At 68.9% G+C, this 12,408-nt stretch carries 10 protein-coding genes; 9 read left to right on the top strand and 1 reads right to left on the bottom strand.

The window, feature by feature from the left end; genetic code table 11:
* Positions 1-56 precede the first annotated feature (56 nt).
* From ACFWOG_RS10300 to ACFWOG_RS10260, 9 genes are all read left to right on the top strand, one after another.
* Entirely contained in the window at positions 57-983 is a 927-nt protein-coding gene (locus tag ACFWOG_RS10300; RefSeq protein WP_329874632.1) for an ABC transporter permease, read from the top strand.
* Positions 984-1,059: 76 nt separating this feature from the next.
* Positions 1,060-1,974: an ABC transporter permease gene (locus tag ACFWOG_RS10295; RefSeq protein WP_329874638.1), complete on the top strand. Its 915-nt coding sequence runs from the start codon at positions 1,060-1,062 to the stop codon at positions 1,972-1,974.
* A 15-nt stretch (positions 1,975-1,989) separates the two neighbouring features.
* Positions 1,990-3,042 (top strand): ABC transporter ATP-binding protein, encoded by a 1,053-nt coding sequence (locus tag ACFWOG_RS10290; protein WP_329949328.1) that lies wholly within the window; start codon positions 1,990-1,992, stop codon positions 3,040-3,042.
* 85 nt (positions 3,043-3,127) lie between these two features.
* A complete protein-coding gene (locus ACFWOG_RS10285) occupies positions 3,128-4,261 on the top strand; it encodes an ABC transporter ATP-binding protein (protein WP_380356729.1) in 1,134 nt (377 codons plus the stop codon).
* Between the two features lie 432 nt (positions 4,262-4,693).
* Entirely contained in the window at positions 4,694-6,340 is a 1,647-nt protein-coding gene (locus ACFWOG_RS10280; RefSeq protein ID WP_329874627.1) for an ABC transporter substrate-binding protein, read from the top strand.
* 92 nt (positions 6,341-6,432) lie between these two features.
* On the top strand, positions 6,433-7,377 hold the full coding sequence (locus ACFWOG_RS10275) for an ABC transporter permease (RefSeq protein ID WP_329874625.1): 945 nt from the start codon (positions 6,433-6,435) through the stop codon (positions 7,375-7,377).
* On the top strand, positions 7,370-8,398 hold the full coding sequence (locus ACFWOG_RS10270) for an ABC transporter permease (protein WP_329874623.1): 1,029 nt from the start codon (positions 7,370-7,372) through the stop codon (positions 8,396-8,398). The genes ACFWOG_RS10275 and ACFWOG_RS10270 overlap by 8 nt, the downstream gene beginning before the upstream one ends.
* A gap of 15 nt (positions 8,399-8,413) precedes the next feature.
* Entirely contained in the window at positions 8,414-9,508 is a 1,095-nt protein-coding gene (locus ACFWOG_RS10265) for an ABC transporter ATP-binding protein (protein WP_329874621.1), read from the top strand.
* The gene (locus ACFWOG_RS10260; protein ID WP_380356684.1) at positions 9,501-10,520 is read left to right on the top strand and encodes an ABC transporter ATP-binding protein; all 1,020 of its coding nucleotides are present in this window, start codon (positions 9,501-9,503) and stop codon (positions 10,518-10,520) included. Before ACFWOG_RS10265 ends, ACFWOG_RS10260 begins: the two co-directional genes overlap by 8 nt.
* Before the next feature lie 85 nt (positions 10,521-10,605).
* Here ACFWOG_RS10260 and ACFWOG_RS10255 read toward each other — a convergent pair whose 3' ends face one another.
* A complete protein-coding gene (locus ACFWOG_RS10255) occupies positions 10,606-12,315 on the bottom strand; it encodes an ABC transporter family substrate-binding protein (RefSeq protein WP_380356680.1) in 1,710 nt (569 codons plus the stop codon).
* Positions 12,316-12,408: the final 93 nt, after the last annotated feature.

Below are 12,408 nucleotides of genomic sequence, written 5' to 3'. Positions count from 1 at the left end.
CCCGCACGGAGGGCGGGGCCCGGGCACTCGGTCAGATAGCTAGGAAGGAGGCTCGGATGGGCAGTTATGTGCTGCGTCGGGTACTGCAGATGATCCCGGTGTTCTTCGGCACCACGCTGCTGATCTTCCTGATGGTCTACACCCTGCCGGGCGACCCGGTCTCGGCGCTGTTCGGCGACAAGGCCGCCGACCCCGCCGTGGTGGCCAACCTCAAGCACAAGTACTACCTGGACCAGCCGCTCTGGAAGCAGTACCTGCACTACATGGGGAACCTCTTCCAGGGGGACTTCGGCACCAGTTTCACCGGCCGGCCGGTCACCGAGATCATGGCGGACGCCTTCCCGGTCACCATCCGGCTGGCCGTGATGGCCTTCCTCTTCGAGATGATCCTCGGCCTCTGCCTGGGCCTGGTCTCCGGTCTGAAGCGCGGCAGCCTCCAGGACACCCTGGTGCTGGTCCTCACCCTGCTGGTGATCTCGATCCCGGTCTTCGTGCTGGCCTACATCGCCCAGACGATCTTCGCGACCAATCTGGGCTGGGTCACCCCGACGGTGCAGGACTCGACGGACCTCTCCCAACTGATCCTGCCGGCGATCGTCCTGGGCTCGCTCTCACTGGCCTTCGTCGCGCGGCTCACCCGGACCTCGATCGGCGAGAACCTGCGGGCCGACTACCTCCGCACGGCGGTCGCCAAGGGCCTGCCCCGGCGCACCATCATCTCCCGTCACCTGCTGCGCAACTCGCTCATCCCGGTGGTCACCTTCCTCGGCACCGACCTGGGCGCGCTGATGGGCGGCGCGATCGTCACGGAGGGCATCTTCAACGTCCAGGGCATCGGCAACGTCCTGTACCGGGCGATCAACCAGAAGGAGGGACCCACCGTGGTCGGCATCGTGACCGTCCTGGTGATCGTCTACCTGGTCGCCTCCCTCATCGTCGACCTGCTCTACGCGGTCCTGGACCCGAGGATCCGCTATGCCTGACATCCACGACGAGAGCTCGTACGAACCGCACCCCAAGCCGGGGATGGACCACCTGGACTACGCCGGTGAGCAGGGCATGGCAGTCGAGCTGGAGACCCTGGTGGAGCCCGACCCGGTCAAGCGGGAGGAGGCCCGCAGCCTCTGGGGCGATGCCTGGCGGGACCTCCGGCGGCGGCCGATCTTCCTGATCTCGGCGGTGCTGATCCTGCTGCTGGTCGTGATGGCGATCTTCCCCTGGGCGTTCACCGACGCCGACCCGCGCAAGGCCGACCTGGTCAACGACTACCTCAAGCGGCCGGACTGGACGGACTTCTTCGGCGCCGGCTGGTTCGGCTACGACGGCCAGGGCCGGTCCATCTACGCCCGGGTGGTGTACGGCGCCCGGGCGTCGATCACCGTCGGCATCTGCGTGACCGCCGCGGTGACCGTGCTCGGCGGACTGGCCGGGATGGTGGCCGGCTACTTCGGCGGCGGCGTGGACGCGGTGATCTCCCGGATCATCGACATCTTCTTCGGCATCCCGCTGCTGCTCGGCGCGCTGGTCCTGCTGAACTCCTTCTCCCACCGCACGGTGTGGAGCGTGGTGATCGCGCTCGCCTTCCTCGGCTGGACGCAGATCGCGCGCGTCATGCGCGGTGCGGTGCTGACGGTCAAGCAGTCCGACTTCGTGGTGGCCGGCCGGGCGCTCGGCGCCGGCACCGGCCGGCTGATGCTCCGGCACATCCTGCCGAACGCGGTCGCCCCGGTGATCGTGGTGGCCACCATCGCCCTGGGCGGGTACATCGCCACCGAGGCGACGCTGAGCTTCCTCGGCATCGGCCTGCAGGATCCGACCATCTCCTGGGGCATCGACATCTCCTCCGCCCAGAAGGTGATCCGGACCGCCCCGTACGTGATGTTCTTCCCGGCCGCGGCACTCTCCGTCACCGTGCTGGCCTTCATCATGCTGGGCGACGCGGTGCGCGACGCCCTCGACCCGAAGCTTCGCTGAGCGAGGGGACGCATCGTGACCACAGCAGTCGATACCGGCAAATCCCAGCACGAGAAGCCCTACGAGGGGCCGCTGCTCGACGTCCGCGACCTGCACGTCGAGTTCGTCACCCGGGACGGGGTGGCCAAGGCGGTCAACGGGGTCAACTACAGCGTGCGGGCGGGGGAGACCCTGGCGGTGCTCGGCGAGTCCGGTTCGGGCAAGTCGGTGACCGCGCAGGCGATCATGGGCATCCTCGACATGCCGCCGGCCCGCATCCCCCGCGGCGAGATCCGGTTCCGCGGACAGGACATGCTGACCATGGGCAGGGAGGAACGGCGGAAGATCCGCGGGCAGAAGATCGCGATGATCTTCCAGGACGCGCTCTCCTCGCTGAACCCGGTGCTCACGGTGGGCTTCCAGCTCGGCGAGATGTTCCGCGCCCACCACGGCGCCTCGCGCAAGGAGGCCAAGGAGAAGGCCATCGAGCTGATGGACCGGGTGCGCATCCCCGCCGCCAGGGACCGGGTCGGCGACTACCCGCACCAGTTCTCGGGCGGCATGCGCCAGCGCATCATGATCGCCATGGCGCTGGCGCTGGAGCCCGACCTGATCATCGCGGACGAGCCCACCACGGCCCTGGACGTCACCGTCCAGGCGCAGGTGATGGACCTGCTCGCGGAGCTCCAGGCCGAGTACCACATGGGTCTGATCCTGATCACCCACGACCTCGGCGTGGTCGCCGACGTGGCCGACAAGATCGCCGTGATGTACGCGGGCCGGATCGTCGAGACGGCGCCGGTGCACGACCTGTACGCGCGCCCGGCCCACCCGTACACCAGGGGTCTGCTGGACTCGATCCCGCGCCTGGACCAGAAGGGCCAGGAGCTCTACGCGATCAAGGGCCTGCCGCCCAACCTCCTGCGGATCCCGCCGGGTTGCGCGTTCAACCCGCGCTGTCCGCGGGCGCAGGACATCTGCCGGCGGGAGGTGCCGGAGCTGTTCCCGGTCACCGAGGACGACGGCACCGAGCTGGCCGGGCGGGGCAGTGCCTGCTTCTTCTGGAAGGAGACCCTCCATGACCGCTGACGGGACGGGCGCCGGTGGGACGGGCGCCGGGGCGACGGGGGCCGGGGCGACGGGCGCCGGTGGGACGGGGGCCGGGGCGACGAGGGTGACCGGGGTGAGCGCTGCGCCCGTGGAGGCCGCCTTCGCCCAGAAGGTGGCGCGCGGCGAGCCGATCCTGGAGGTCCGCGACCTGGTCAAGCACTTCCCGCTGACCAGGGGGGTGCTGTTCAAGAAGCAGGTCGGCGCGGTGAAGGCGGTCGACGGGGTCTCCTTCGACCTGCGGCAGGGCGAGACACTGGGCATCGTCGGCGAGTCGGGCTGCGGCAAGTCCACGCTGGCCAAGGTGCTGATGAACCTGGAGCCCGCCACCGCGGGGTCGGTCCGGTTCAAGGGCGAGGAGATCTCCCGGCTCTCCGGGGCCGGGCTGAAGGCGGTGCGGCGGAACATCCAGATGGTGTTCCAGGACCCGTACACCTCGCTGAACCCGCGCATGACGGTCGGCGACATCATCGGTGAGCCCTACGAGATCCACCCGGAGGTGGCCCCGAAGGGCGACCGCCGCAAGGCCGTCCAGGACCTGCTGGACGTGGTGGGCCTGAACCCGGAGTACATCAACCGGTACCCGCACCAGTTCTCCGGCGGCCAGCGCCAGCGCATCGGCATCGCCCGGGGGCTGGCGCTCAAGCCGGAGGTCATCATCTGCGACGAGCCGGTCTCCGCGCTGGACGTCTCGGTGCAGGCGCAGGTGATCAACCTGCTGGAGCAGCTCCAGAGCGAGTTCAACCTCTCGTACATGTTCATCGCGCACGACCTCTCGATCGTCCGGCACATCTCCGACCGGGTCGGCGTGATGTACCTCGGCAGGATGGTCGAGATCGGCAGCGACCGGGAGATCTACGACCACGCCACGCACCCGTACACCCAGGCGCTGCTCTCCGCGGTGCCGGTACCGGATCCGACGGCGCGCGAGTCGCGGGACCGGATCGTCCTCACCGGGGACGTGCCCTCGCCGGCGAACCCGCCGTCCGGCTGCCGGTTCCGCACCCGCTGCTGGAAGGCGCAGGAGAAGTGCGCACTGGAGACCCCGCTGCTGGCCGTCCCGGCCTGGCTGGACGGGCTCGCGGCGCACGACTCGGCGTGCCACTTCGCGGCCGAGCGCGGACCGGGGGAGTGGGCGCCGGCGGGGGAGTCCGGGAAGGGGCCCGGGGGAGAGCCAGGGGGCGGCCCGGAAACCGTTTGACACCGGGCGTACGCCCCACTCACAGAGCGCGTCCTCCGTTCGGAGGGCGCGCTCTCGCGTTGCGGCCCGCCGACCTGCGGGAATTCCCGTCCGAACGGTGTCCGGGGCACTCGGAAATGATCATTACGCTTCGTAATGCGCCGAATACCGGTGATATATGTTCGTTATTCGGAAAGTGGAATTGACGGCTCCGCGCGCGATATGGAGGAATTTGCCGAGTATTGTCACGGGTTGGTCTGAGCATGTAATTGAAAAGAGATGTGACGGCGATTCCACCGAAGGGGTCGGGTGATCGATAGTTGCTCTGCGCGTATCAGTGGTCACCTCGTCACCTGTGCGGATCGGCCCTGAGATGTCGACCTTCGCCATGCCCGGCACACCGACTGGCGAGGCGCCGTTCGTTCGTAAGCCCTTAAATCGAGGAGCAGTTGAATGAGGCTCACCAAGACGATGCGTTGGACCGCGCTCGCGGCCTGCACCGCGCTCGCGATCTCGGCCTGCAGCACCAGCAGCGACAAGAAGTCCTCGGACGGGGGCACCTCGGGGTCGGGCAAGAAGGGCGGCTCGATCAGCGTCGAGCTGGGTGAGCCGCAGCACGGTCTGGTGCCGCAGAACACCGCGGAGTCCGAGGGCTCCGAGGTGCTCAACGCGATCTTCGCCGGCCTGGTCGACTACGACATCAAGGACAACTCGCCGCGGCTGCGGGTCGCCGAGTCGATCGAGAGCCCGGACGCGACCGTCTGGACGATCAAGCTCAAGGACGGCTACACCTTCCACAACGGCGAGAAGGTCACCGCGCAGTCGTTCGTCGACGCCTGGAACTACGGCGCGAACCAGGCCAACGCGCAGGAGGCCATGCCGTTCTACGACAAGATCCTCGGCTCCGAGGAGCTGGCCCCGGGCAAGGACAAGACGCCCACCGCGGACAAGCTCAAGGGCCTGGCGGTCGTCGACGACAAGACCTTCACCGTCACCCTCAAGGTGCCGTTCTCGCAGTTCAAGACCATGCTCGGCTACAACGCCTTCTTCCCGCTCCCGAAGGCCTTCTTCACCGACACCAAGGCCTTCGAGGAGGCGCCGATCGGCAACGGCGCCTTCCAGATGGACGGCAAGTGGGAGCACAACAAGCAGATCAAGGTCAAGCGGTACGAGAACTTCCCGGCGTCGGACGGAAAGGCCAAGCTGGATTCCGTCACGTTCAAGGTTTACGACAAGCTGGAAACCGCGTACAACGACCTGCGCGCGAACAACATCCAGATCACCGACAAGCTGCCGATCTCGGCGATGGCGACCGTCGCCCAGGAGTTCGGCGACCGCTACATCTACAAGCCGGAATCCGGCGTCGGTTACCTCGGATTCCCGATCGCCACGAACCCGGCGTTCCAGAAGCCGGAGCTGCGCAAGGCGATCTCGATGGCGATCGACCGCGAGGCGATCACCAAGACGATTTTCTCGGGCACCCGCAAGCCGGCCGACGACTTCATCAGCCCGATCATCCCGGGCTACCGCGCGGGCGCGCTCGGCGACGCCGCCAAGTACGACCCGGCGAAGGCCAAGGAGCTCTTCACCCTGGCCGGCGGCCTGCCCGGCAACACGATCGAGATCGGGTACAACGCCGACGGCGGCCACAAGGAGTGGATCGAGGCGGTCGGCAACCAGCTGAAGAAGAACCTCGGTCTGGAGGTCACCTTCAAGCCGTTCGAGAAGTTCGGCGCCATCCTCACCGCGCTGGGCGACAAGAAGTACTCCGGGGCCTTCCGCATGGCCTGGTCGATGGACTACCCGTCGATCGAGAACTACCTGCGCCCGATCTTCTCCAAGGTCGCCATCGAGAACGGCTCCAACTACGGCGGCTACGTCAACGAGGAGTTCGAGGCCACGCTGGCCAAGGCCGACGCCGCCAAGGGCGAGGCCGAGGGCCTCAAGCTCTACCAGGCCGCCGACGACATCCTCATCAAGGACCTGCCGTACATCCCGGTGTACACCTACATGTCCTCCGCGGCCTACACGAAGACCGTCAAGAACGTGAACGTCAACGCCCAGGGGCAGATGGACCTGGCCAACGTCGAACTGGCCTGACGCCCCCCAGCTGACCGGTACGCCACGGCGGGCGGCGCGGGAAACCCCCGCGCCGCCCGGCTCAGGCGTGCCCCCGACCATGAGGAGACCGCATGGGCCGCTATGTGGTCCGCCGGATCATCCAGGCCATACCTGTGATCCTCGGCGCGACGTTCCTTATCTACGCACTGGTCTTCCTGCTGCCTGGGGATCCCATCACGGCACTGGCCGGTGAGAAGCGACAGGACCCCGCCGTCGTGGCGGTCCTGCGGGACCGGTACAACCTCGACGACCCGTTCTTCATCCAGTACTGGAACTACCTGGTCGGCCTCTTCCAGGGCGACTTCGGTGAGGACTACCGCGGCAACCAGGTCGTGGACGTGATGAAGACGGCCTTTCCCTACACCATCAACCTGGCGCTCACCGCGATCGTGATCGAGATGGTCGTGGGCATCACCGCCGGTGTGGTCGCGGCCCTCCGGCGCGGCCGGTTCATCGACAACGTGGTGCTGATCTCCACCCTGATGGTCATCTCGATCCCGGTCTTCGTGATCGGCTTCGTGCTCCAGCTGCTCCTCGGGGTGAAGCTCAACACCGATCTGGGCATCGACTTCTTCCCGGTCTCCTTCAACGAGGAGGCGGGCTTCCGGTCCTACCTGCTGCCCGCCTACGTGCTCGCCTCGACCTCGCTGGCGTACGTCGCCCGGCTCACCCGCACCAGCCTGATCGAGGTCATGCGGGCCGACTACGTCCGCACGGCGGTGGCCAAGGGCCTCAGCCCGCTGCGGGTGGTGATCCGGCACGGACTGCGCAACGCGCTGATCCCGATCGTCACCTTCCTCGGCATGGACCTCGGCGGGCTGATGGGCGGCGCGGTGATCACCGAGGGCATCTTCAACATCCCCGGCGTCGGACACCAGCTCTTCCAGTCCGTCTACCTGCGGGAACGGACCATCGTCGTGGGCATCGTGAGCGCCCTGGTGATGGTCTACCTGTTCGCCAACCTGGTGGTCGACCTGCTGTACGCCGTCCTGGACCCGAGGATCCGCTATGAGTGAGCCGACGAAGCGCGAGGACGCGACGGTGGCGATTCCCGGGCAGCCCGCTGCCGGGACCGCCGCGAGCGGGCCGGCGGCCGAGGCCGCTCCGCTCGCCGGGGCGTCGCTCGACAAGAAGGACCCGGCCGGCAAGGGCCCCGCCGGGAAGGGCAAGGACGGCACGGAGCGCGTCGCCAGCCTCTGGACCGACGCCTGGTACGACCTGCGCCGCAACCCGCTGTTCCTGATCGGCGGGTTCCTGGTGCTGTTCATGGTGGTGCTGGCGATCGTCCCCGGGCTGTTCACCGACGGCGATCCGCGCGCGGGCGGCTTCTGCAACCTGGCCGACTCGCTGCAGCGGCCCAGCGCCGACCACTGGTTCGGCTTCGACGTCCAGGGCTGCGACATCTACACCCGGACGGTCTGGGGCGCCCGCAACTCGATCATCGTCGGGCTGGTGACCACCACGCTGGTGGTCGCCGTCGGCGGCACGCTGGGCCTCTGGGCCGGCTGGATCGGCGGCTTCGCGGACAGCGTGCTCTCCCGGGTCACCGAGATCTTCTTCGCCATCCCGCTGCTGCTCGGCGGGATGCTGATCATGTCGACCTGGGGCGAGGGCAACGCCTGGACGGTCTCCGCGGTGATGGCCGTCCTCGGCTGGCCGCAGATCTACCGGCTGATGCGCTCGGCGGTCCTCGCCAACAAGCACAACGACTACGTGGTGGCGGCCCGGGCCCTCGGTGCCGGCACCGGGCGGATCGTCAGCCGGCACATCCTGCCGAACGCCGTCGCGCCGGTGATCGTGGTCTCGACCATCAACCTGGGCGTCTACATCGGGGCCGAGGCCGCGCTCTCCTACCTCGGCATCGGCATCCAGTCCCCGGCGATCTCCTGGGGCCTGATGATCAGCGACGCCCAGGCCCGCTTCCTGAACGCCCCGCACGTGCTGCTCTTCCCGGCCGCCGTGCTGAGCATCACGGTGCTCGCGTTCATCATGCTCGGCGACGCGGTGCGCGACGCCCTCGACCCGAAGCTGCGCTGAGGAGGGCCGCGGACCATGACTGATCTGACCAAGCCGACGACGAAGGACGGCGCGGCGCGCCGGGACGCGGTGGAGGTGCTCGGCGGCGGCCGGGAGAACCTGGTGCCCGGCACCCCGCTGCTGGAGGTCGACGACCTGCACATCGAGTTCCACACCCGGGACGGCGTCGCCAAGGCCGTCAACGGCGTGAGCTACTCGGTGTCGGCGGGGGAGACCCTGGCGGTGCTCGGCGAGTCCGGTTCGGGCAAGTCGGTGACCGCCCAGGCGATCATGGGCATCCTCGACATGCCACCGGGGAAGATCACCTCCGGCTCGATCCGGTTCCGCGGCGAGGACCTGCTCACCATGAGCCCCAGGGCCCGCCGGGCGGTGCGCGGCCGGAAGATCGCGATGATCTTCCAGGACGCGCTCTCCTCGCTCAACCCGGTCCTGAGCGTCGGCTACCAGCTCGGCGAGATGTTCCGGGTGCACCAGGGGGCCTCGCGCAAGGAGGCCAAGGAGCGGGCGATCGAGCTGATGGAGCGGGTGCGCATCCCCGCCGCCCGGGAACGGGTCGGCGACTACCCGCACCAGTTCTCGGGCGGCATGCGCCAGCGCATCATGATCGCCATGGCCATGGCGCTGGAGCCGGACCTGATCATCGCGGACGAGCCCACCACGGCGCTGGACGTCACCGTCCAGGCGCAGGTGATGGACCTGCTCGCGGAGCTCCAGGCCGAGTTCAACATGGGTCTGATCCTGATCACCCACGACCTCGGCGTGGTCGCCGACGTCGCGGACAAGATCGCCGTGATGTACGCGGGCCGGATCGTCGAGACGGCGCCGGTGCACGAGCTGTACGCGCGCCCGGCCCACCCGTACACCAGGGGCCTCCTCAACTCGATCCCGCGCCTGGACCAGAAGGGCCAGAACCTCTACGCCATCCAGGGCCTGCCGCCGAGCCTGCTGCGGATCCCGGACGGCTGCGCCTTCAACCCGCGTTGCGACCGGGCGCAGGACGTCTGCCGCACCGAAACCCCGCGGCTGGTCCCGGTGCTGGACGCCGAGGGGGCCGACCTGCCGGGCCGCCGGAGCGCCTGCCACTTCTGGAAGGAGACCCTCCGTGGCTGAGCCCATCCTGGAGGTCAAGGACCTGGTCAAGCACTACCCGCTGACCCAGGGCATCGTCCTCAAGAAGCAGGTCGGCGCCGTCCGGGCCGTGGACGGCATCTCCTTCCAGCTGCTCAGGGGCGAGACCCTCGGCATCGTCGGCGAGTCCGGCTGCGGGAAGTCGACGCTGGCCAAGGTGCTGATGAACCTGGAGCGGGCCACCTCCGGCCAGGTGCTGTTCAAGGGCGAGGACATCACCCGGCTCTCCGGATCCGCGCTGAAGGCGGTGCGGCGGAACATCCAGATGGTGTTCCAGGACCCGTACACCTCGCTGAACCCGCGCATGACGGTCGGCGACATCATCGGTGAGCCCTACGAGATCCACCCCGAGGTGGCCCCGAAGGGCGACCGCCGCAAGGCCGTCCAGGACCTGCTGGACGTGGTGGGCCTGAACCCGGAGTACATCAACCGGTACCCGCACCAGTTCTCCGGCGGCCAGCGCCAGCGCATCGGCATCGCCCGGGGGCTGGCGCTCAAGCCGGAGCTCATCATCTGCGACGAGCCGGTCTCCGCGCTGGACGTCTCGGTGCAGGCGCAGGTGATCAACCTGCTGGAGCAGCTCCAGAGCGAGTTCGAGCTCTCGTACATGTTCATCGCGCACGACCTCTCGATCGTCCGGCACATCTCCGACCGCGTCGGCGTGATGTACCTCGGCAAGATGGTCGAGATCGGGACGGAGGAGCAGATCTACTCCCACCCGACGCACCCGTACACCCAGGCGCTGCTCTCCGCCGTCCCGGTGCCCGATCCGACCGGGCGCGAGTCCCGCGAGCGGATCCTGCTCAGCGGGGACATCCCCTCACCGGCCAACCCGCCGTCGGGCTGCCGGTTCCGCACCCGCTGCTGGAAGGCGGAGGAGCGCTGCTCCACCGAGATCCCGCTGCTGGCGGTGCCGTCGCCCCTGGAGGGGCCGGCCGCGCACGAGTCGGCCTGCCACTTCGCGGAGGTGCGGGACGTGATCGGCGCGGGCTGAGCACGGCCGCCGAAGGGCCCCGGAGTCGCGCGGACTCCGGGGCCCCGTGCGTGCGGGACGCGCCACCGGAGGGCGCGCCCGGGCGTCACTTCTGGAAGCCGACGTTCTCCCAGACGATGTCCGAGAGGCCCTGGGCGCCGATGTTGGCCAGGTCGACGCGGGCGCCGTACAGCTGCGGGCGCTGGTAGAGGGGCAGCACGCCGGCCACCTTCCACAGCTCCGCGTCGGCCTGGTTGATCGCCTCGAAGGCGACGGCCGCGTCGCCCGCCGCGGCGGCCCGGTCGAGCGCGCCGTCGACCGCCTGGCTGCCGGCCTGGGAGTGGTTGGTGCCGCCGTTCTGGACGAAGTTGGCCCGGTTGCCGCTGGCCGGGAACGGCGTGCCGAGCAGCGAGTAGGCGGCGATGTCGAAGTCCCGCCGGTTGACGTACTTGTCGAAGAACTCGTTGGCGTTGGCGGTGACGGTGGTGACCTTGACCCCGACGTCCTTGAGCATCCGGGTGGTGACCGCGGCCTCGTTCTGGGCCTGGGTGACGCCGGCCGGGATGACCATCCGCAGGTTGAGCTCCTTGCCGTCCTTCCTGCGGACGTCGCCGTCCAGCTTCCACCCGGCGGCGTCGAGCTTGCGGACCGCCTCGGCCGGGTCGTACCGGCTGAGGCCGAGCGAGTTGTCCCGGTAGGCGTTCTGGTTGGCCACCAGCAGGTGGTTGTTGAGGACGACGGTGGGCCAGTCGAGGCCGGCGAGGTCGGTCCGGGCGATGGTGTCCCGGTTGATCGCCTGGAACAGGGCCTGGCGGACCGACGGGTCGGAGAGGGCGGGACTCCTGCTGTTCAGCGTGAACTGGCGGAAGTCGGGCCCGCCGGCGCGCCGGACGGCGGCGCCCCGGATGCCCCGGATCAGCTGGTAGCCGGCCACGTCCGGGCCGTTGCTGAAGAAGTCGATCTCGCCCTTGGCGAAGGCGGCGGCCATGGTGTTGGGGAGCATGGCGTGGAAGACGATCCGGTCCAGCAGCGGCTTCTCGCCCCACCAGGCGGGGTCGGCGACCACGGTGACGGTCTGGGCCGCCCGGTCCAGCTTCTCCACCTTGAACGGGCCCGCGGTGACCGGGATCGCGTCCAGGTAGGCGGTGTTGAACAGGTCGGGCGTGCCGGTCCGGCTGGCCGGGAGGAGCGGTGCGTTGGCGGCGCCGTTGAACATCGACTGCCACTCGGAGAACGGCCGCTCGAAGGTCATCACGGCCTGGTACTCGTCCTTGCCCCGCTCGACGGCGGAGACCAGCTCGAATCCGGTGCTGCTGGCGGACTTGTAGGCCTGGTCCCGGCCGTTCAGCGCCCGCCAGTTGGCCTCGATGTCGCGCCAGGTGATCGGCGTGCCGTCGGACCAGCGGGCCTTGGGGTTGAGCGTCCAGACGACGACCTGGCGGCCGTCCCGCTGCTCGGCGTGCGCGTCCTGGAGGTAGGCCGGGTTGGGGGTCTGGGTGCCGGCCGCGTCGGACCGGAAGAAGGTCGGCAGCAGGGGCTTGGTGACCGTGATGGTGGAGGACTCGCTGCCGTCGGTCTGGATCGGCGACCACTGGGTGGAGTACTGGGCCACCGCGACGTGCAGGGTGCCGCCCTGGCGGAGTTCGGCGCGTTCGTGCGGGTTGATGTCGACGGCGGTGAGCTTGGGGGTCTCGACCGAGCTCGGTACGGCCAGGGCGCCGCCGGAGCCGGAGCTGCACGAACAGAGCGTCAGCGAGAGCGAGACGGCGGTGAGGCCGGCGAGCAGGGCCGTGCGGTGGGGCAGAGGGCGGCCCATGGTGGTTCTCCCGGGGCGGATGCGGCGGACGGTACGGCGTCACATCTTGCTGACCCGGGAGCGGAGTTGTCGAGGGGGCCGCCCACCGGACCG

The sequence above is a fragment of the Kitasatospora sp. NPDC058406 genome (assembly GCF_042722765.1).
In the GTDB taxonomy this organism is placed as follows: domain Bacteria; phylum Actinomycetota; class Actinomycetes; order Streptomycetales; family Streptomycetaceae; genus Kitasatospora.
Note: the sequence above shows the minus strand (reverse complement) of the source record. Positions and strands in the feature narration are given on the sequence as shown.

Bases quoted from the DNA above. Each gene is read 5' to 3' on its own strand.
- ACFWOG_RS10295 (WP_329874638.1), top strand. From the start codon at position 1,060: ATGGCAGTCGAGCTGGAGACCCTGGTGGAGCCCGACCCGGTCAAGCGG.
- ACFWOG_RS10270 (WP_329874623.1), top strand. From the start codon at position 7,370: ATGAGTGAGCCGACGAAGCGCGAGGACGCGACGGTGGCGATTCCCGGG.
- ACFWOG_RS10255 (WP_380356680.1), bottom strand. From the start codon at position 12,315: ATGGGCCGCCCTCTGCCCCACCGCACGGCCCTGCTCGCCGGCCTCACC.
- ACFWOG_RS10275 (WP_329874625.1), top strand. From the start codon at position 6,433: ATGGGCCGCTATGTGGTCCGCCGGATCATCCAGGCCATACCTGTGATC.
- ACFWOG_RS10280 (WP_329874627.1), top strand. From the start codon at position 4,694: ATGAGGCTCACCAAGACGATGCGTTGGACCGCGCTCGCGGCCTGCACC.
- ACFWOG_RS10265 (WP_329874621.1), top strand. From the start codon at position 8,414: ATGACTGATCTGACCAAGCCGACGACGAAGGACGGCGCGGCGCGCCGG.
- ACFWOG_RS10300 (WP_329874632.1), top strand. From the start codon at position 57: ATGGGCAGTTATGTGCTGCGTCGGGTACTGCAGATGATCCCGGTGTTC.